The sequence below is a fragment of the Exiguobacterium sp. s140 genome (assembly GCF_018617035.1).
Taxonomy (GTDB): Bacteria; Bacillota; Bacilli; order Exiguobacteriales; family Exiguobacteriaceae; genus Exiguobacterium; species Exiguobacterium profundum.
In genome coordinates, this window is record NZ_JACSJK010000001.1 from 1,359,663 (window position 1) to 1,380,800 (window position 21,138).

The 21,138-nt window shown below is 41.3% G+C and carries 21 protein-coding genes; 9 read left to right on the forward strand and 12 right to left on the reverse strand.

Annotated features, from left to right (window positions below):
- Nucleotides 1-22: 22 nt before the first annotated feature.
- From KNO61_RS07020 to KNO61_RS07035, 4 genes are read right to left on the reverse strand one after another with little or no spacing between them, the layout of a single operon-like run.
- Nucleotides 23-487, reverse strand: coding sequence for a DUF4825 domain-containing protein (locus KNO61_RS07020; RefSeq protein ID WP_214872849.1), 465 nt, complete (start codon nucleotides 485-487; stop codon nucleotides 23-25).
- 12 nt (nucleotides 488-499) lie between these two features.
- Entirely contained in the window at nucleotides 500-1,624 is a 1,125-nt protein-coding gene (locus KNO61_RS07025) for an ABC transporter permease subunit (RefSeq protein ID WP_214687775.1), read from the reverse strand.
- Nucleotides 1,614-2,495 carry an ABC transporter ATP-binding protein gene (locus KNO61_RS07030; protein ID WP_214687773.1) on the reverse strand — a complete coding sequence of 294 codons (882 nt, stop codon included), beginning with the start codon at nucleotides 2,493-2,495 and terminating at the stop codon, nucleotides 1,614-1,616. Before KNO61_RS07030 ends, KNO61_RS07025 begins: the two co-directional genes overlap by 11 nt.
- On the reverse strand, nucleotides 2,482-2,871 hold the full coding sequence (locus tag KNO61_RS07035; RefSeq protein WP_078146516.1) for a GntR family transcriptional regulator: 390 nt from the start codon (nucleotides 2,869-2,871) through the stop codon (nucleotides 2,482-2,484). The genes KNO61_RS07030 and KNO61_RS07035 overlap by 14 nt, the downstream gene beginning before the upstream one ends.
- A 180-nt stretch (nucleotides 2,872-3,051) precedes the next feature.
- Between KNO61_RS07035 and KNO61_RS07040 the strand changes: the two genes are divergently transcribed.
- From KNO61_RS07040 to KNO61_RS07065, 6 genes are all read left to right on the forward strand, one after another.
- Nucleotides 3,052-3,819, forward strand: coding sequence for a hypothetical protein (locus KNO61_RS07040; RefSeq protein WP_214687770.1), 768 nt, complete (start codon nucleotides 3,052-3,054; stop codon nucleotides 3,817-3,819).
- Between the two features lie 104 nt (nucleotides 3,820-3,923).
- The gene (locus KNO61_RS07045) at nucleotides 3,924-4,334 is read left to right on the forward strand and encodes a MarR family winged helix-turn-helix transcriptional regulator (protein ID WP_214687768.1); all 411 of its coding nucleotides are present in this window, start codon (nucleotides 3,924-3,926) and stop codon (nucleotides 4,332-4,334) included.
- 23 nt (nucleotides 4,335-4,357) lie between these two features.
- Entirely contained in the window at nucleotides 4,358-4,996 is a 639-nt protein-coding gene (locus KNO61_RS07050; RefSeq protein ID WP_214687766.1) for a nitroreductase family protein, read from the forward strand.
- 27 nt (nucleotides 4,997-5,023) lie between these two features.
- Nucleotides 5,024-5,308, forward strand: coding sequence for a putative quinol monooxygenase (locus KNO61_RS07055; RefSeq protein ID WP_026826548.1), 285 nt, complete (start codon nucleotides 5,024-5,026; stop codon nucleotides 5,306-5,308).
- Nucleotide 5,309: 1 nt separating this feature from the next.
- Entirely contained in the window at nucleotides 5,310-5,672 is a 363-nt protein-coding gene (locus tag KNO61_RS07060; RefSeq protein ID WP_214872850.1) for a DUF1304 domain-containing protein, read from the forward strand.
- A gap of 77 nt (nucleotides 5,673-5,749) precedes the next feature.
- Nucleotides 5,750-6,022, forward strand: a complete 273-nt coding sequence (locus KNO61_RS07065) for a CPCC family cysteine-rich protein (protein WP_214730757.1) — start codon at nucleotides 5,750-5,752, stop codon at nucleotides 6,020-6,022.
- A gap of 38 nt (nucleotides 6,023-6,060) precedes the next feature.
- Here the strand turns inward: KNO61_RS07065 and KNO61_RS07070 are convergent, their stop codons facing one another.
- From KNO61_RS07070 to KNO61_RS07105, 8 genes are all read right to left on the reverse strand, one after another.
- Nucleotides 6,061-6,492: a stage III sporulation protein AH gene (locus KNO61_RS07070; RefSeq protein WP_251024812.1), complete on the reverse strand. Its 432-nt coding sequence runs from the start codon at nucleotides 6,490-6,492 to the stop codon at nucleotides 6,061-6,063.
- A gap of 13 nt (nucleotides 6,493-6,505) precedes the next feature.
- Nucleotides 6,506-6,868, reverse strand: coding sequence for a hypothetical protein (locus KNO61_RS07075; RefSeq protein ID WP_214684787.1), 363 nt, complete (start codon nucleotides 6,866-6,868; stop codon nucleotides 6,506-6,508).
- 91 nt (nucleotides 6,869-6,959) lie between these two features.
- Entirely contained in the window at nucleotides 6,960-8,498 is a 1,539-nt protein-coding gene (locus KNO61_RS07080; protein WP_214757250.1) for a hypothetical protein, read from the reverse strand.
- Nucleotides 8,499-8,626: 128 nt separating this feature from the next.
- Nucleotides 8,627-8,884 carry a hypothetical protein gene (locus KNO61_RS07085; RefSeq protein ID WP_214778973.1) on the reverse strand — a complete coding sequence of 86 codons (258 nt, stop codon included), beginning with the start codon at nucleotides 8,882-8,884 and terminating at the stop codon, nucleotides 8,627-8,629.
- 14 nt (nucleotides 8,885-8,898) lie between these two features.
- Entirely contained in the window at nucleotides 8,899-9,363 is a 465-nt protein-coding gene (locus KNO61_RS07090) for a hypothetical protein (protein ID WP_214872851.1), read from the reverse strand.
- A gap of 2 nt (nucleotides 9,364-9,365) precedes the next feature.
- The gene (locus KNO61_RS07095) at nucleotides 9,366-11,033 is read right to left on the reverse strand and encodes a DEAD/DEAH box helicase (protein WP_214872852.1); all 1,668 of its coding nucleotides are present in this window, start codon (nucleotides 11,031-11,033) and stop codon (nucleotides 9,366-9,368) included.
- Between the two features lie 23 nt (nucleotides 11,034-11,056).
- On the reverse strand, nucleotides 11,057-11,719 hold the full coding sequence (locus tag KNO61_RS07100; RefSeq protein ID WP_214872853.1) for a phospholipase D-like domain-containing protein: 663 nt from the start codon (nucleotides 11,717-11,719) through the stop codon (nucleotides 11,057-11,059).
- Nucleotides 11,712-12,038: a nucleoside triphosphate pyrophosphohydrolase gene (locus KNO61_RS07105; RefSeq protein WP_031421338.1), complete on the reverse strand. Its 327-nt coding sequence runs from the start codon at nucleotides 12,036-12,038 to the stop codon at nucleotides 11,712-11,714. Before KNO61_RS07105 ends, KNO61_RS07100 begins: the two co-directional genes overlap by 8 nt.
- 184 nt (nucleotides 12,039-12,222) lie before the next feature.
- Between KNO61_RS07105 and dptF the strand changes: the two genes are divergently transcribed.
- The 3 genes from dptF to dptH are packed head-to-tail and all read left to right on the forward strand — an operon-like array spanning nucleotide 12,223 to nucleotide 21,095.
- On the forward strand, nucleotides 12,223-14,544 hold the full coding sequence (gene dptF, locus KNO61_RS07110; RefSeq protein ID WP_214730753.1) for a DNA phosphorothioation-dependent restriction protein DptF: 2,322 nt from the start codon (nucleotides 12,223-12,225) through the stop codon (nucleotides 14,542-14,544).
- A gap of 1 nt (nucleotide 14,545) precedes the next feature.
- Nucleotides 14,546-15,937: a DNA phosphorothioation-dependent restriction protein DptG gene (gene dptG / locus KNO61_RS07115; RefSeq protein ID WP_214872856.1), complete on the forward strand. Its 1,392-nt coding sequence runs from the start codon at nucleotides 14,546-14,548 to the stop codon at nucleotides 15,935-15,937.
- Nucleotides 15,918-21,095 (forward strand): DNA phosphorothioation-dependent restriction protein DptH, encoded by a 5,178-nt coding sequence (gene dptH / locus KNO61_RS07120; RefSeq protein ID WP_214730739.1) that lies wholly within the window; start codon nucleotides 15,918-15,920, stop codon nucleotides 21,093-21,095. Before dptG ends, dptH begins: the two co-directional genes overlap by 20 nt.
- The last annotated feature ends 43 nt before the right edge of the window (nucleotides 21,096-21,138 follow it).

Genomic DNA, 21,138 nt, shown 5'->3' on the forward strand with positions numbered 1-21,138 from the left:
TGGATTTGTCATCCAATCGCTGTCATACCCGCCTAAAATAGGAATCTTTCGAATCCAGTTTTTCAAGCTTCTGATTCATGAGTTGTTGCAATTCTTTTTCGTGACGAATATTTGAGAAGTCAGTCCCGAACCATGCCTCCATTTCAGGTCGAGAGAAGGCATAGGTCCGGTTCGGGAAAGCAAAACGGACGATTTCGGCGTTCGGGATGAGGGTGAAATAGGCAGCCGCATTCCGAATCGCCAGATGTTCTTGTTCCGCTCGTTCCATACCCGGGTCTTCGTAACGGACGGTCAACCCATAAGGACGCTTCTTCGTCTGCAGTTCGACCGATCGATAGCATTCATGTAGCGGCAAACTTCCGGCAATGCCGACGACGGCTGCATTGTCCCCGACTTTCGCCCCTTTGTATTCAAAGGCGTCCGATTCCGGGTTCATACATCCTGCCAGTGAAATGACGAGTACGAGCAACAGACATAAGCGTTTCATAGGTGTCCCTCCTTACGATTTGAGTCTCAAGTTGAAGCGGTAAAGCAAGCGTTTAGCGAGTAAGTGTGCTAAGAACGCTCCGATCACAAAACCGACAACATATAACATCACGCTTTGCGGGTAAAAAATTCCCGAGAAGAACACACCGCCTAACATTGCGAAACAAATAACGATAACGATATGGATGAGCCATAACCAGTTCGAGAACATAAAGAAGCGGCCATTATTTTCTTGTGGTGCTTCCTTGAACATCCACAATCCGAGACCAAATGTTAGAACGATAAAGACAATCGAACTGGACAAACCGATTGTAAGGAATTCCGTCCACTCCGCTCGAGAATCAAAGATTGAATACATATCTGTATTGACGATGTTATTCAACGGTGACAGGATTCGCATCGGTACACTTTCAAATACCTCGTCAAAAAGTGTATATGAAAGATTTGGAGAAAAGGCTATGAGCGATCCTTGAATGAGGGCTACAATCCCCATCGGGAAGACAAGTGCCACAAATGTCCAAACGACTTGTGAGATCGACTCACCACCAAATGATCCCATCCATAGCGATACCGAGAAAAATGAGATGCCCGACAAAAGTAGGAAAACAATCAATCCGAGCACTTTGACCTCATTGCCATCAAGTAAGAAGGAATAGTCAGAAAGACGGATGATGAGAAACATCAATGCCCCCCCTACCAATGTCGCTGGAACAATCCCTGTAACACCAATCACCCATTTTGATATGTACAGCTGGGTGCGGGTATATGGTAGCGACATCGAAAAGTCCGACATTTGACTGTTTCGTTCACTTCCAATCAGTACGGATGCCATAAGCGCACCGAAGATGACAAATAAGAAGACGACGACCCCCATCGGAATGAGTGCATCGAGTCCTCCTAAATATCCGAAATCAGAATTGCTATTGAAAAAGTCCTCGGTAGTCATCGTCTCTATATCTTCTTGGATTACATCCGAATAATCACTTGGATTTTCTTGCATATCGCGAATCTGTTCCTCATACACCTGCATTTGCGTCCATACCGGCACCGTGAAGGCGATGACGCCTAAAAAAACGAGCAAGATCCAAAGCAGCGACACTTGTTTCCAATCTTTTTTCAACAACACTTTAGACGGCATGGGCTTCTCCTCCTAACTGGATACGGAATACGTCTTCGAGAGACATCGGGATCTCTTCGATGAGCATCGGATTGTATGAATCGATAAACGCCTCGAGCTCGTCTGTGCGTTCTTTCGCCATGAACAGCACGACACGTCCTGTCACACTAATGATTTCAATATCTTTTCGTTCGAGCAACTCGACCGGGACATGGTCGTTGAAGACGACTTGCCACTTAATACTGAGAGCACGCGCCTCTTCGAGCGACATGATTGCTTTGACGCGTCCACTCTCGATCATGATGATGCGGTCGGCAATTCGTTCAAGTTCGTGTAACTGGTGGCTCGAGACGATAATCGAGCAGTTCCGTTTCTCGACTTGGGCAATCATCAGTTTCAACACGTCTGACTTGGCGACGACGTCTAGACCGTCCGTCGGTTCGTCGAGCAGATAGTATTTCGCTTGGACGGCGAAAGCGAGCGATAACGTGACGAGCGCCTTTTGACCTTTTGAGAGTTGGCGAATTTTTTTGTTGTCGATGTTGTAACGCGTCAATGTCTCACGGAAGGCGGAACGATTGAACGACGGGTAGATTGACTCATACAAGTCCGTCGCCTCGTTTACCGTATAGTGTTTGAGCGCGTCCGCCGAATCCGGTACGAAGATGATGTCCCGCTTCAATCCGGCATCTTTAAAGATACTTTTCGTTCCATAAAGCACGTCTCCCTGATCTGGGCGGATGATGCCGACCATCGTCCGGAGAAGTGTCGTCTTGCCGGCACCGTTACGTCCGACGAGCGCGATGATTTCTCCTGACTCGACAGTAAAGTCAATTCCGTCCAAAATTGTTTGACGGTCAATTTTTTTACTTAACTGTTCAACTTTCAGCATTGGATTTCCCTACTTTCTCATATTCCGTTCGCAATACGCCAATGGCTTCGTCTAACGGCACGTTCGCATAGTGGCAATCAATCGCAATCTTTTTGATCGAGGCGATGACCGGCTCACGTGCCGCATCATCGTCCACCCAGTCCTCGGAGACAAACGTCCCGCGCCCACGTCGCATCTCAAGCAGCCCGAGCCGTTCCAACTCCTGATACGCCTTACTGACCGTATTCGGATTGATGACAAGATCGGTGGCGAGTTCACGCACGGACATCACCTTATCTCCGGGTCGTAAAATTCCACGGATAACGAGCTCTTTCGTTTGATTGACGATTTGTTCGTATAGCGGTTCTGAACTTTTCATATCGATTTTGTATAACATGGGTCACACCCTCTCATAGTCAATGTTACTCTTTAAGTGTATTATATGTATTAGTACACGCAATTACAATAGTTCTTTGAGGGCACTTTTAGTTTACAGCGAAATGGAAATGATTTGAATAAGACTTTGGACCGAGGTATTCTCCTTCAATATCAGGTAGATTGAACGAGAGGTGACGAAATGATTAAAAAACGATTACTGGCAAGTATGGTCGGTGGGGTTCTTGCTGGCGGGCTCTTCGTATATACGACGATTGAAAAGTCAGAGGCACGGGAGACTTATACCGCGTATGTGAAGGAAACGTACAACGAACAACCCGATATCGAGCTGTCACGCGATTGGAAGATGGGCGGTTATGTCGGGGAAGTCACATTGACGAACGAACCGTTCGCCGGAACTTATATTCTCGAAACGTATGGTGACGGCTCCATCCACGATAACGTGCTCGAGACGTATTGGGAACGCGAGGCAGAGCGGACGATTCACGAGCGCCTCGTTTCGAAAAGAATCTTAAAAGAAGAAGAGACCGTCCGTGCGGAAGTACCGACCGGAGTGTCCGATGATGTGCAAGCAAAAGTCAGCCCGGCCCCGCCGTCCATCTATGAAACGAATCCGAAGACGTATCTCGACGTCTCGATCATGTTTCATGAAGACTGGAACAATACGGACGAACAGAAACAACGAATCCTCGATGTCATCCGTGAAGTGGAATCCGACGTCTATTCGATTCACTTCTCGTTCGACGGGAAGCCTGGAGGAAATGATGATTACACAGAACGGTACATGATGTTCACGCGCAAAGCGTCTGACATCGACCCGTCCTTCCTCGATGTGCGGACGATTGAGGATTTGAACGCCTATGACCGCCTGTATGGATTCGACGATACGACATTCACGACAGAATATCGATTTGATGGCACCCCTATCGAAGAGAAGACGACACAATAATCCGGTGTCGTCTTTTTTGAGCGTTTGACTTTACAGGCAATCCAAAACGTTGTATCGTTTGACAAGTCAACGATTGATAAGTCAATTGAGAAAGGTGGGACGCAATGGACCTACGTGAAATCAGCCGATTACTTTACCAAATCAAGGTGGCGGAACAAAATGTCGCATCGTCGTTCGAACGGGAGACAGGATTCAGCCTGACCCGCTACGAGATGTTACAAGTCGTCAAAGAACGAGGCGTTTGTTCGCAACGTGCGATTAAGGAAGAGATGAAAATCGACAATGCCGCCATCACTCGACATTTGAAAATCCTTGAAGAGAAAGGATTTGTCGTCAGAGAGCGGAACGCGGAGAACCATCGCGAGATGTTCGTCTGTGTGACAGAGAAAGCAGAGCAAGACCTAAGGGATTGCGAACGAGACGAACAGGCCAACCACCTCGTCTTACAAGCCTTGTCCGCTGAAGAGATTCAACACTTATCCGGACTGCTTCAAAAATTGAACAGTCACACCTAAACAGAGAAAGAAGGAATTCACCAATGGCAACTACATTCGAAAACAATACATTTACAGACGTTATGTTCGGTCGTAAATCAATTCGTGTTTATGACGAGAACGTGAAAATCTCACAAGAAGAGATGCTCGAGATGATTCAGGAAGCAACAACGGCTCCATCATCGGTCAACATGCAACCATGGCGCTTCGTCGTCGTTGAAAGCCCAGAAGCGAAAGAGACGCTCAAGCCGCTCATCCGTTTCAACACGCGTCAAAACGACACGTCTGCAGCGATGCTCCTCATCTTCGGAGACATGGAGTGCTACGAGTACGGCGAACAAATCTACGATCAAGCGGTCGCAGAAGGTAAAATGCCACAAGAAGTACGTGACCAACAGCTCGACGCGATCATCCCTTACTACAAAAATCTCTCGAAACAAGAGATGAACGACATCGTGAAGATCGATGCGAGTCTCGCAGCGATGCAATTCATGCTCACAGCCCGTGCACACGGCTATGACACGAATCCAATCGGTGGTTTCGAGAAAGACCAGCTCGCAGAAGCGTTCGGTCTCGACAAAGATCGCTACGTACCAGTCATGATCTTGTCTGTAGGGAAAGCAGCAGAAGAAGGTTACGAATCCGTTCGCCTTGATGCTCAAACAGTCACTTCATTCAAATAATTCACCACACAATCGGAGGAATCAACCATGATCTTAGTCAACGCCACATTCGATATCCAAGCTTCACAACGCGAGAACTTCTTGCGTGACATCCAAGTTTTGATTGACTCATCAAAACAAGAAGCGGGTTGTGTCGGATATGACCTATACGAGTCAACATCTGTTGAGAACCGCTTTGTCATGATCGAGAACTGGGAAGACCAAGCCGCTCTCGAGCAGCACAACCAAAACCCAGTCCTCATCAACTTCGCACAAAACGTGGCGAACTACGTGTCAGCGAAACCGGTCGTGCAAGTAGCAGCGGTCAACTAATATGTCGACGCTCACCCTTGTGTTCGGAACGCTTGTCGCCATCGAATTCTTCTATATCTTCTATTTAGAGACGATTGCGACGGCATCCTCGTCGACGTCACGCGTCTTCCGTCTATCGAAAGACGAGCTGACGAGAGACTCGGTGTCGGTTTTGTTCAAAAATCAAGGCGTCTATAACGGATTGATTGGGGTCGGGCTCTTGTACGGACTCTATCTTTCCCCCAACCCGGTCGAGATTGTCACCATGATTCTGCTCTATATCATTCTCGTTGCCTTATATGGCAGTATCACGAGTGACAAGAAGATTATTCTAACACAAGGTGGGCTTGCCATCTTGACGTTGATCTCGATGGTGATCTTATGACAGAAAGCGTTCGACCTGAGAAAATGGTCGAACGCTTTTTGCTTGTATCCTCTATACTAAATAGTGAGGTGATGATGGTGAGATACACATGCCCATGCTGTGGCTATCAGACGTTAGAAGAGGAACCACCAGGTACATACGACATTTGTCGAATCTGCTTTTGGGAGGACGACGGGGTTCAATTCGATGATCCCGATTATGAAGGCGGTGCGAATACGGTGTCGCTTCGACAGGCTCAACAAAATTACATTCAATTTGGTGCGAGTGAACGGCTCTTTTGTGATGATGTCAGAAAACCGAATAAACACGACAGAAAAGACCCAGACTGGAAACCCTTCTCTAGCAAGTAAACTTAATACAAGGTCACCCATATAAGAGGTGACCTTGATCATTCATCTAATCTAATACGCTCCCACATCTCTTCATCGACGACAAAGAACGATTCATGGGAGCATACCGCAAGCACACATGTCTCTCCCGTATAAAACATCAAGTCTTCCGGAAGTTTCGGATGAATCCAACTGAATAATGAACGACCCCGTTCTTTTAAGAACTGTACCGTCCTGTAATTCATATGAAACGAATATAGATACGCTGTATCCACAGACAGTCGTGTTGTCTCCCACTCACTTACGATAGTTCGTTCAATCAAATCCCAACGAATCTCTTCAGTCAGTACATCCATATACGCTAGACGCTCCTCTTCAATCTCCATGCGTCGCCTGTCTTCCACGAACGCAAAGTGAGTGCAGTGCTCAAGCAAAACATCGATGAGCGCCTCATAGCGCTCTCCCTTTACATCTTGAGTGATCATCAGCATGCTTTCAAGCCTCCTATGGTGAAGCAACAAATATACCCGTCTCTTCCGTAATCTCAAACGAATCTTGATTCCATCTCACTTCAATCGTCCCGACTCTTTCGGGTTCTTCGACACTTCGATATAATCGCCTGACCTCCATGTCAAAAGTGAAAAAGCCACTTGATTGTTTCATATACCCTTCTTGATTCACATATGTATTTGTCTGATCCCCAATCAGCGTAAATGCGTCACAGCTCTCATCTTCACATTGTACCGAATAGGTTTCCTCGAACCAGCTTATAAAGTCATCCATACCTGGGCTTATCGTATACATCGGTGTCACCCTGGCCCAAGCTACAATCAACACAACAAAACCGATGAACAACCATTTTTTCATACGCTCTCCCCTGCTCTCACTATCCAAAGTCTACCATATCCATTTCATCAAAATTAAAAAACCGCCCTGACGAAGTCAGAGCGGAGTCCAATTATAAGGCGAAAATCGCTGCAGATACACCGACGACACCAATGAGCGCCATCGCATATACCGGTACACGTGGCATTTCGCCATTGTTGTCGAGCGCTTTCCCGAACATGTAGAAGACGATTGGGTGCACGAGGAACGGCATCGAGAAGATGAGCGGGATGAGAAGTGACGCTTCCGTTCCGAACATTCCACCTTGAACCGCTGCGAACAAGCCGAAGTGCGAGATCGCTGACGATTGTGCCATCGTCGTGTAATCAAACGCAATTGTGCTGAACGCCAAGATGACGAGACCACCGAAGACGGCCATCATCTGCCATCCGAACGAGAACTGCATAAGGGCTTTGACTTCTTTGAAGTCTTCCCCGTTCGCCGCACGCAAATTTTTCAACGAAAGCGCCGTGAGTACGAGACCGACCAAAACGATGATGGCTGTCGGCCAAATCCAGAGCGCACCGTTGTCGGCACTGACCGCGAGGATTGAGAAGACGAAGATATGTCCGAAGAACGGGATGTTGATCATGATTGGCGCACGTTTCGCCGCCACTTGACCGAAGTCCCCAGCTGTACACGCTCCTGTTAGACCACTGTGTGAAAGTGAACCTGCCATACCTGGTGCGAGGTTACGGATGTGACCCGTACGAGCGAACCACATGATGAGTGCGATTCCACCGAACATCCAGAACAACTGGCCGAAGAAACCGTACACGAGAATCGAGTTCATGCCTTCGATGGCGAACGCGTCACCGATTCGTGAACCACCAACCATGAAGTTAGCAGCCAAGACGACCGGAATCCCTGCGAAGAGAAGCGCGCGGACTGTCGGTCCGTACGTCCAGTTATGGAAGATGGCACCGAGTGCTGACGAGATCAACATCGCGAAGAAGATTTGCGGCAATGCGATAATCGGCTGAACCGCTGTCGCAATCAAGAACGAGACGAACAAGATGACAAGCAAGAGGACAGTCTCGATGACACCTTTTTGCATGTATACTTTCTTGTCCTGAATTTGTGCTTTATGGTCGATGAGTAAGAACGACACGGCAAGACCGAGGAGTGCGAGGATTGGGTAGTAAAGCGCAATCCCTTCTGCCGTACCTGGCTCGATTGCCATACGGAAGAACCCTTCCAAACCAACGAGCAAGAAGAACGAACGAAGGATGAAGATGAACTGCGTACGTCCCGTCCCGAGGAACATCTCTTCTTTAGAAGGAACGACGATGTCCTCCATGGCGAGCTCTTGTTTACTTAAGATTTTACGAAGTTCCTGTCCACCGACGAAGAACGAAACGACTAACGCGATGATTGTCGTCCGTGACAAGAAGTCGACGAGCGGGAATTCAGGAAGTCCCGGTGTCGCGATGCCGAGCTCGACCATACCGAATCCGAGACCGAGACCGAAGATGACGATGACGAGGATCGGCGAGAAGCGCGTCCCTGCCACGACCATACGAGATAAAATGACCATCGGGATGATGAAGGCCATAAGCAACCAGAATTGGTTGATGAGTTGCATTTGAGATAATTGCTGTACAAGTTCCATTGACTAACCCCTAACATAATTTTTAGCACACAATATCGAAGTGTACAGTAATGAACATTATGTGACAATAGGGTGTGATGTTTTGTAAACATTGAAAGCGGAACCAAGTGAAATTGGTCCCGCTTTCGTTAGTTATTGGATTGTCTGAGGCCCCAAATTCCTTTATTTCCTGTGGAATAAAAGAGGTCTTCTTTTCCGGTAAAGCTCGCCGAATCACTGGAATGCGCACGAATCTGTTTATTGACGTGCCCTTTCCAATCTTTATATCGATCGAGCTCGAGTTGATAGTATGATTTTTCGACATACGCATAAATGTCTTTTAAAGATGCAGTCCCACCATGGTATTGGAGGGCGAATTGGATTTTGCGTAGTAACAGGCGTTTCACATTACCCCACCTTTCTACTTCTGTTTCATTTCAAAGTAGTCTTCTAATTTGTTTTCAACTGCTAATTGAATAGCAGCATGCGCTTGTTTAGTCGGAATACAGTACTCTTCTCTGACAATGAGTTTCCCATTCGCATTCTTAAATGGTGTTTTACCTGTTCTTAGTGATTCAGTTGTCAAAGCTTTAAACGGTAGCGAATTTAGATGTCTCTCTATTTCCTTCTGTGAAAATGATTCTTGAAATATTTTAGCGATGCCATTTAATGAATGTTCTTCACTTTGCTTTCTTACCAAATCGTAGTACTCTTTTGCGATCACATCAGCTGATAATGGGTGAAACCAATCTTCAAATCCTCTATTGAGCATGATTTGGATAACATTCATTTTATATGTACCTTGACGCGCAAAACCATCAATAAAGTTACAAAAAGACTTTATAGCAATCTCTGATGAGTTGATAGTTATTTTATCGTTCAGCATGCTCATCCTTTCGCTTTCCGACTAAAGTAGTAATGTAATCGAACATCTACAATCTGTTTAACCCATTCATAAACGGTTAGATTGCGGAACGATTCATTGAATTCAATATGCAGAGTTTCATCTTCTACATAAAACGGTCCTTTAGCAATTTTATCGAATGGCATTCGTAACAATAATTTTTCAATTCTTTGTTGATGGAATGGTTGCTGAAAGTCTTTTGTCTTTCCATCAATCTGCTGACGATATGGTTCTTTTTTAATGTAATCATAAAATGGAAGAGCGGCTTCAGATGCTTTAAGTGGCTTGTACCAATTCTCTTCTCCCCGTTTTAGCATAATTGAAAGTACAATCATTTTATAGCTTTTGGTCATGCTCGTGTATTCCACCTCGACGAGAAGCGATTTCACATCACTGTATAGTATCGCTTCTTCCTCACTTAGTTCTCCGAGTTTATGCAAAAATCCGAAGAACCCACCAAGCTTTTTCCATTCGGAACGATAAGCGTCTATAGAGTACTCTCCTCGTTGGATTAATTCCATGTAGCTCGGGCGCCTACCCATTTCTTCTTTCACCATGAAATAATTTTGTTCAAGTAATTGCTGACGCGTTGAGGAACGTGTCACCATTTTCTTCAGTAAGTCAACAGTCTGTAAATCAAACTCAATTGTACATGACGAAGGTAGATCAATCGTAGTTGGTAAGGAACTCACTGTATCTTGTCGGCTAGTCGTCAACAAAGCCAGTTTCTTATCAATATTTTTATAGTTCCCAATTAAATCGATAATCGTACAATGAGTCTTTCCTTTTGATAGACGTAGCCCTCGTCCAATTTGTTGGGTGAATACTGTCAATGATTCAGTCGGACGACAGAACAATAGCGTATCGATTTCAGGAATATCGACACCTTCATTAAATAGATTCACTGCAAAAATGATGTCCAATTGTCCTTGCTTTAATTGGGCAATTACTTCCGTTCGATCATACTCGGCCTGACTATGAAGCGCTACCGCCTGCACCCCTTGTCTCCTGAAATAATCTGCCAAATATTCAGCTTGTATAACGGAAGAACAAAAGCCGAGTGCTCTCGATTGATGATGTTCTGACCATGCCTTAAAAATTTTCTCGGCAACACTTTCTTTTAACTGTTCTGCCAATAACTCTTCTTGATCATAACGCCGTCCATTGATCAGACGAATCTGAGAGTAGTCGATTTCATCATAGATTCCAACGTAATGAAACGGGGTTAAAAACGATTCTTCAATCGCTTCCGTAAAGTGCATCTGGAAAGCAACGTTATCATCACAAAGTGCATAAACGTCTCCTCCGTCTAAACGGTCAGGCGTTGCAGTCAAACCGAGTAAGAACTTCGGTTGAAAATAATCTAGCACTCGACGGTAGGAAGGAGCAGCCGAATGATGGAACTCATCCACGATTATCAAATCGAATTGCTCCGGGTCATATTGCTCCATTCTTTGTTTCGAAGCTAACGTTTGAATCGAGGCGAACACGACGTCAGCAGTATCTTGATTTCTTGATTCACCACCGAGTAGTAACCCGGTCTTCCAGTCATTCGCCACATTGAGGAATGACTTTTCTGCTTGTAACAAAAGTTCTCTTTGATGTGCGACAAAAAGGACATGTTTGAATTGTCGTGCAAAGAATGCACTCAAATACGTTTTCCCTAATCCTGTCGCTAAACGAGCATCGCCTTTTTCCGACCTTCCGCCATCGTTTCTCGGAGAGCCAATAACGCTGCGTCTTGGACAGACGTCGGGGTAATCGAATCATCTTCTATGTAGACGGGAGAATGTTCAGCGACCTCCCATTCTTTCATTCGATCCTTTCGCGCTTCATACTCTTCACGATAAGGCTGTAACGAGACTGGATTCATCATTTGCGCATATTCACTATAAAATAATTCATGAAACGCAGCGACTGACTCTTCAAACACTTCCTCTGATACATTCGAAGGAATTTCAACATTCCATTCCACACCATGATTTAACGCACTATGCGACAAATTCGAGGAACCTACAAAAAACGTACCGCTTTCTATTGTACGGAACAAATATGCCTTTGGATGGAACGACCTCCCTTTTGAGCGGTATAGCCGGAGCTCAACATTCGGTATTTGGAATAACATATCCAATGCATCAGGATCGGTGAGGTACAGATAGTCTCCTACCAAGATTCTGATTTGAGCGCCACGTTCACTCGCTTTTCTTAAAGAAGCCGATAATTCCTTCACTCCCGACACTTGAGCAAACGCGACAACCATATAAATTTCAGTCGCCGCGTCTATGTGTTCTTGTAAAGGGATGCCAAGATTGCTCGTATGGAGTCGTAAATCACTCATGATCGAGGACCTCTTCTAAAAATAGACCCTTTTCAAAACCGCCACGTATTTTGCGTTTCTCTTCACGTATGCGGTTCAATTCATCGAAGTCTGCTCCATGCATATTTCCAAGTGTATAGACCAACTCCAAAATGTCAGCTAACTCTTCAAGAGACTCTTCATCAATGTTCGTTTCTTCATACTCTTTGATTTCTTCGTAGAGTTTCAATCGTGATTGCTCGAAGTGTTCGGCTTGAGTAAGCTGCTTCACAATCGGGATTTTTCCTGATTCGTGAATGATTTCAGGGATGTTGTCTCTTACTAATTTGTTATAAATCATATCGTCTCTCCTCTCAATCATCTATTTACATTTTAGTAAATGCATAGGTATAAATCACTTTAAGAATAATACCCGATACTTTTTTAGTTATGGTTGCCATTAAATGATCAGAATCGATGATTATGATTCTATATTTTGTTACAATGTTTGTAAAATATCATGTTGTGTAGGAAGGAAATTAACAATGAATACCCAAAAGAATTGGTCATTTTTAGTTACAAATCTAGTACCGGATGAAGATACCAAATTCACTTACGATGAATTTAGTAAGTGGATGACTGATTCACCAACAGAGGCCATGGTTTACTTAGATGGTATTTTTCAATCTTTAACTTTGAAGCGAATGTATATGTTAGCTAAAATAACCGGGCGTCCCGCTCTCTCGGAACGATACTTTGCTCGACATGTTATAAAACATGGTTGGCAAAAACTTAAAGTTGAACTTAACGCTTCTATGAAAGAATTGAAGTGGGCCCACCGTTACATAGAAATAAGTGATTTATATACAAAACGTAACTTATTGAAAACAGAGACAATGGAGGCATTCGAAAAATTAATTGCACTAACAGAAGTATTTCTACAAGAATCTGAAGAGTCCTTTGATGACTCTTTCAAAGAGAATATGACTAGTACTATCGTTGAAACTTCAGATGTATTCATGATGCCCCCTAATTCTCTATACGAATCCGATAGTGTACAAAGACAGCAAACTTCTGAGGAATTTTATATGGTAAATGATTTTTCAGCAAAAAATGAAGAAGAAATGAATGAAGAAATCGAAATGGATGAGTCTGGTCATGAACATATTGATGAACCTTCCCAACCATCAACTGAATTGAAAACTAGTATTTTATTAGAACGTTTACGAATGCTCCAGTCATCTTCTAAAGAGTCAGTCGTTAACGCTGACAGCTTTGGTTTGTTTCGAGAGTATATGCACATCAATCGTCCGATTCAAATATCTCTTCTTGAAACATTAGAAAAAGTTAATGCGGAATCAACTCCTCAACTAATTTTATTGAGCGGTAGTGTTGGGGACGGGAAAAGTCATTTGCTCGCTTATGTAAAAGAAAAATATCCGGACTTGGTCACTAACGTTAGAATTCATAACGATTCAACCGAGTCATTTGATCCATCTAAGAGTTCGATCGAAACTTTAGATAATGTCATGTCATCTTTCTACAAACAAGACTCAAATAAAAAACATCTATTGATTGCCATCAACCTAGGTGTACTACACAATTTCTATAGTTTTGCCGAGTCTGAAAATCGATATGACTCACTCAGAAAGTTTATCGATGCAGCAGACATTTTTGGACATGGAGAGCATATCGTCTACTCTTTAGATTCTATCCATCTATTGAATATCGCAGGTTTTCAAACATATAGTGTCGGTGAAGAAGGAGCCCACTCTTTCTTTTTCACAAGCATTCTCGAGAAAATCGTTTCTGAATCAAATGAAAACCCGTTTTATACTGCATATCTAGAAGATACAAATCATGGTCATCGCTCTATTGTGCATGACAACTATGATTTCTTATCTAATCCTTCTGTACGTGAATCTGTTGTCAATGTCATCATTCAAGCCATGGTAAAAGAAAAACTCATTATTTCTACTCGTGCATTTTACAATTTTATTTTCGATATCTTAGTTCCATCAGACTTAAATCTCGACCGTGAGAGACCGGAAGCAGCATTACCAAATCTGATTTTTGGTCATCCTGATCGCTCTAATATTCTAAGTTCATTACATCAAAATGATCCGATTTCATTCCGTATCCCATACTTTGATGAATTAATCACCAAGTATGTGCTGTCACAGCATCCTCAAGAAATCGCTAAAAATGAATTAAAAGAGATTGGAGACGTATATAGTTTCATACATCATTCACCAGAAAACGAAAGTAAACTAAATACTTTGGGAGCATTTTTAGTGCGTAGCTACTCACTCCTAAATCCAAAAGACGTCGATCAGACCTATATGAATTTTTTACAGTATGTAAAGGCGTACTACCTTGGTGATGGTGAGAATATCGAATCGTTATTTGAACTCATTCGTAGTGTCATTTATTTATGGAAAGGATCTCCGCGAGAAAATTATCTCTTTATTGACGGCGCAAATAATGAATATCGCGTGGCATATCCATTCCAAGCGGAAGAAATCGTAGACCAACGCCTCTTTGATAGTGCTGAAACTAAAGATGATGCTTTTTATCGCTTCAGTCCATTTATACGAATCGGTTTTGACGTAAATGGGAAGGAGATTCTTTTTGATCTTGACTATAAATTGTATAACTTACTGGTAAAAATACAGCATGGTTATCGACCAAATCGTAATGACTTAAGAGATGCTGTGCAGTTTATTGACTTTTATGATGAACTCATCCGATATACAGATAAATCAAAATCAATTCTTCTAGTCTCCACTCATGATGGTTCGATGGTGGAACTATCTAAACCAAAGTTCAGCAAATCAAAGTTCGAAGTTAGAAAGGTGAAGCAGTAATATGACAAATACTCATGATGTAAAAAATTACGAATTAGACTGGAAACTTCTCGAGTCATTTCTGATTCAAAATAAAGGCTATCGTTATTCACGTAGAAAAAATACATTTGTATTACCTTTACCTACACGTGAACCGGAACGTTCAAAATTCGAAAGCGGCTTCTGGCCAATAACTGGCGGTATCGTGAGATTGTTATCTAATGAACCGCTCATTCCTGAACATCCTAAGTTGGACGAGAATCACATCCTGTCAATTGGAAAATTTGATTCCGAAGAAACGAGTGAATGGTTCAAATATTTTATCAAGAGTCAGCAACGTAAAATCGAAGAAACAGAGATTTCTAGTTTGTCGCAACTTCCTCTACTCACTTTAAGTGAGAAAAAAGAGAGGAATGGTCAAATCGATTTCATTAACTATGTCTATGGCACGTTGATTGAAGGAAATGAAGAATTTCTTTCACCACTGTTTTTAGATGAAAACAATGACGATCTTCTGACACAAATTTTTCGAAGTTCTCGCTCGACGAATAAGTCTACATTCAATAGTCCTTATTCATGTTTGTTCCCACGTTTAAAAGAACAATTTAAAGAAGATTTGATTCATTTATCCACAAATCCAAAATTCTTCTTAGACAATTTAAATCATCTATTCATTCAATATACGTTTATCTTGATGTCCCAGACTGTTCTTCAAACTAATCGATTTACAAAATTTGATAATGAGAAACTCATTCCACTCTATTTATTAATGGAATGGGAAAAGGCAGCCCGCTGGCGTACAAGTTATACGAACGGCTATCGATTGTTAAAAGAACAGGTGAAAGATTTTTACAAACATGAGCATGCACTGAATATCGTTTCTCAAACACCAGCATTTCAGTCACAAAAAAACTTATACTATCATCATATTGATGAATTACTAACTGCAGCTGGTGAGGATTCTAAGAAAAATTATATTCAATCACTCTATCATTGGATGAATAATTTCTATACGCAGCATAAAGGTATCGAAACCCCAAAATACAATGCTGACAGCACGTTAGATGAAGCCTTTAGAGACTTAGCCGAAGCAATCTCAATTGGATTGAATAAAGAGTTAAAGTCTCGATATCCTGCCGCACTTGACGTCTTTCTATTAAAGTTCTATAGAAAACATGGTGGTTCACTTGGATCATTACTTGCCGTAAATCAAGAACAATTATTGACTCTTATAGCTTGCTCAATTAAACAGGACAAGATTGAATTGAATAGGCTTTGGATTGAACTTGAATTAAGAGGACTATTCTTTGATCATCACTCAAAAGAAGAAATTGTTGGGCTATTGGATAAACTAAACTATTTGGAAAAGAAAAGCGATAGCGGGGATGCACAGTATGTCAAATCAATTTTATAAATTTATCACACAACAATTATTACAATTCTTTAAACATGAGATTCAACAAAATAGAACAGATCGTTATTACGTCTATCTTCCGACAAAACAAGATGTAAAAGAAATGTATGATGCACTTTCAGGTTTAAGCGTTTCTGAAACCTTCACATATAAACATCCATTCGGAAAAGAAAATTATGTGACCAACTCACTTAACTTTTCTACAGGAAAATTAGTAATAGCAAGTTCTCTTGATACAGATATTGATTATCTCGTTACTCTGAGAAATGAAATGAGTGAACAAAGCGGGCAATGGTCTAATACTTCCTTAATGATTCTGACTGATAATTTAAATGACTCCATCCGGGGTGGAAGTATTGACTTGACTTCTGAAGGTCGTCCATTGCACATTAGCAAAATCATTCAACATTTAGATCAGCATTTGGCAAGTAGTGATTTATCGAAATCTGAACAAATGATTATCGCCGATTATTTAAAACGTCGTAATCAACAAAAACAAATTACGAATGGTTCATTTCTAGATTTCATCGATATTTTAGGTCTTTTACACAAAGATACGCTTGATTCGGATGACTATACCTCATTACAGTACTTTCAAGATGGCGACCTAAGTTCGCTTATTCGTGAACGAGATGAAAAAAATGTTGGGTCAGCTTCATGGAAAAAGATAAACCGACAAATCGAGAATCGCTTATCAGAAAATCACGAATTATTCGAAGATGTTGAACGTTACTTCACGTTAGGAAACACTCGTGAAAAACTAGAAGAGCGATTTGATAACGGGGCCACAAAATTAAAAGAGGATACTTGGCAACAAGCTGATTACACTGTATTGAAAGAATGGGAAGAGAAAGCAAAATCAAATCGAGATATTCAATTCATATCCGAAAAAATGATTGCAAAAACCGACGGCTCCAAATTATCAACTTCACATTTTTGGAAACGCCCACAGTCTGAAACTAAATCAGGTCAAAGAACTTGGCACATCATCGTCTTTTCTACACAAGAAGCAGACAAAGTTCAAATTCATCTTCCTTTTGACCGTTTTACGTCGAAGCAATTTTTGGACAATAAAAGTGCAAAATCAACCGTAAGTTCTGGACATTCTCTTATTACTACGATTGAAAATAATTCTACCCAAGTTACTTTCTCACGGGTACGCTACAAACATGAAGGCCAGACTTCCACTACTTATTTATTTAATATTGCAGTTGTTCCACTGTCGCCTGAGTTTTTAAATCCATATCAATCACGATATTTGATTGATACGACACCTAAAAATCAACAAGCGATTCGCTTAATACTTGATGGCCATCATTCAGTTGAACTTGGGGACGGTTCGGGACAAATAAATGATGTTGTTGTTGATTCATCAGAGGCGATTAAGATTGGACATAATGATGTCATCACTCTTCCTTTAAATGCTCTTGATGAAGGAGAATCTCGCGTTCGATTCTCTGTCATGATTGATGAAGTTGAGGTCCCACTAGCTATTAAAGACGAGATGTTAAAAACTACTCCTTTAGATGGTGTTAGTATTTGGACGAGAAAGAGAAAAGATGAAACATCGTTTTTAATCGACTCAGATTATAAAACCATCCATAATGGTCAACGCACTTACTCTACCAAATCAATAGACCGAAACTTCTTTAAAATGGAACAAGATTGGTTAGATGATCATGTACGGTATGCAAAGCAACTTTCCGATGATACTTTCGAGAGCATACCTTTAGAGTTACCAAGCGCTGTAGAAACGAGTTATGATTTATTTTTGAACACGGTTAAGAGTAAGGGAACAATCCCTTCACTCATGTATTACGATGACCAAGTACAGTCAGCTGCCTTTGATTTTATAAACAACTACCTGTCTGAAATTGAAAAAATTAAAGCTCAGTCTTTAATGACTGTACAACAACGGAACCTATACCGTTTAGGACAAATGGAAACGATTGATGGTTTGTTATTAACCCCATTCTCACCGTTGAACATTGCTTATCAATGGCAAGTGAACTCGGATTTAGGTTCTGAAGATATCGATTCGAATATTTTAAAAAAATTAAAAGCGAGCTATACTTTGCCTTATGCGTTTAATGTACATGAAATGCTACTGAAGCCAACGGATTATTCTCCATTACCTGAATGGCATGAATACGTTATTAGAGAAAAAGTAAGCATAGGTGAAACAAACTCTTACTTAGCAAAAGTTGTAGAAGAGAAAATGACCCACTTTGCTGATCATTACGACTATCTATTCTCAATACAAAATTCGGCTCCGCTCTGTATCAATGTTATCAATGTCACAAATGATGAAGAAATTTTAAAAGGAATTATTTCTTGGTTCAAAAATCAAATTTCTTCGAAAGGTGTTCTCGAAAACATCAAACCACTTGAGGTGTCTTTATATCTACCAAACGCTTCTGGTTTAAGTGCTTTTGATACATTAAACGAGATAGAAACTGCTGAACAATTAAAAGAGGAATTCGGTATCGACTTATCTATTGATGACTTCGAAATAGATGATGTTTTACATGTTCTTCAACAGTCTATTCTTTATCGAAAGTTAGACTTAGAGGAACCAATCCTCTATTCTCATATTTCATTTTATAAAATGGGAAATGAATCGAGAATCGTTACACAACCGATGCGTGATTTATCAAATAGCATGAACTTAGACGGTTTATTCACTACCGTATCATCGGTTCAAAGTGATGATACCGGATACCGCGTTGGATTCGGTACAAAAGGAGCCGACATTAACAGAAGTCTTATGACAAAATTCGGCTCACTTTATAATGAACTTACAGCCAACATGAAAGACGGTGGACACAGTTCTTATATGAAAGATGTTTCATTGACAATGCACATCGATGTTGCTGATAAAGACGAACTCGAAAAAATTTATAGCGCCTCACATTGGGTAACGTTTATTGATCCACCTGTCGGATTAGATTTCTTTAAATCGTCTTCAGACAATTTGATCATTGTACATTACAGCGACCAATATTCATCAACAAATGGTTATGATGCCATCACTGTAACTGACAAATCAAAACAATATTTTAATGTGATTGAGGAATTTGTTAATTCTCAGGGTGTGACATCCACGCAAGAACAGATAGAAGAAACAATTCGTGCTTTCAACACGTTTAACGGGGAATGGTTACTTCGAGCTGTCCAAGGAAGAGGATACGATAAACGAGAAAAGATGAGTATTGTTTCAGCAATTAAAGAAACACTATTGCTTTTTAATGAAGAAAACACGATTTGGGTACCAATTTCTATGGAAGAAGTCGTGCGTGTTACAGGCAATGTGAAACTTAGTAAACGTGCTGGTCTATTTTCAGGAAAGACAATTGGTCGAAAAGGAAATTGTAGCGATGATTTATTGATGATTGGACTAGAAATAGATCAAACACAATTAAAGGTACATTTATTCCCGGTAGAAGTTAAAATCGGAATAAATGACAACAGCGTCATCTCAAAAGGTATTTCACAAATCACAGAATTGAAAGCTCGACTAAATGACCATCTACTCGATTTAACTACTTTTGACGCTAAATTCTTACGAAATTATTTTGTTAGACTCTTCATCAACAATGCAAAAAAAATGCAAGAAAATGAAATTTGGCCTAGTAAAGATTTTCGTTTAAGTGCAGAGCTAATCGATCGGTTGATAAACGATGATTTTAAAATCGTTGATGAAAAAAGAGCAAAATTCGGAAATGGTGTTCTTGTCTCATTTAAAAAGCATTCAGAGTCTGTACGTCACTCCAGAAGTCAAGGTGTCGTAATACTAGAGTTACCTGAACAACACGGTTATGAAGCACTTACTCAGTCTTTAGATTCACTTGAATCTTCCAAAAAGGAAAAATCTTTAGCTCCAACTTTCAAAAATGAAGCCTTTGCTTCACCTGCTGATTCGACAGAACAACAAAAATCAACAGATGAACTAGAGGACAGAAGGAACTTACCTGAAGACAAAAATCATACTGTTGTTGAACCTGATTTAAAGATTGCCCCACTCACTCAGCCTAACCTTGAACTTGTAACTCCAAACGTTGTTAGTCTAGAACAGGTTAGATTGCATCTAGGTAGTGAATTGAATCAAGACTATTATTGGGAATACGGGCATCCACGACTATCCAATCGACATCTCCTAATCGGTGGTCGATCCGGTCAAGGAAAAACCTATTTCGTACAGTCTCTTCTATTGCAGTTGGTCGAACAAAATCAATCCGCATTGGTGATTGATTATTCGAATAGTTACACACTAAGCCAGCTCGATGAAACATTTGTAAATCGAATGGGGGAAAAATTGACAGAACGCATTGTGTATCATGAATCTTTCCCTCTAAACCCTTTTAAACGGAGAGAAAAAGAAATAAGCGGTCGGAAAGAGCCTGAAAAAATTGTTGAAGTTGCCAGAAGAGTAGCTGCAGTTTTTGCCTCTGTATATAGAGGTTTAGGCGATCAACAGAAAAATGCGATTTATATGGCAACTAAAAATGGTATTGAAAAATACGGAGAAGACATGCGAATGGAACTTCTCATTGAAGAACTTGAAAATCTAGAAACATCATCAAAATCAACAATCCAGTCTGTCATTAGTCGACTAACCCAGATGGTTGACATGGATCCGTTTGACTATGAATCGGATAATGACTGGAGTAAAATTTTTGAGAGTAACGGAGTTACCGTTATTCAACTTGAAGGATATGACCAAGACGAGATTAAAAAATTGCTGGCAGAGTTTATCCTTTGGGACCTATGGTACTACTCACTATCAGGATCTAAAGATAAGCCGATGCCTGTTATTTTAGACGAGGCACAAAACTTATCTTTCCGTGATGATTCTCCATCTGCAAAAATTCTTCGAGAAGGTCGCAAATTTGGCTGGTCAGCTTGGTTCGCCACACAGTCATTTAGTAACTTTGACAAAGAAGAACTTGCTATCTTAGACAATGCGGGTACTAAAATCTACTTCGCGCCTGCCGATAGTGAATTAAAAGTAATTGCAAATCGCATTGGTACCATATCTTTAGATGATTTGCGTAGCTTGAAAAAAGCTCACTGTCTCGCTGTTGGACAATTCAAAATCAGTGATGCGGAATTGAGTAATCAAGAATTTCATCATATTCAAGTTCCACCAATGAAATGAAAAAACGCGCGTCAAATAGCGCGCACATTCTAATAGAATAAGA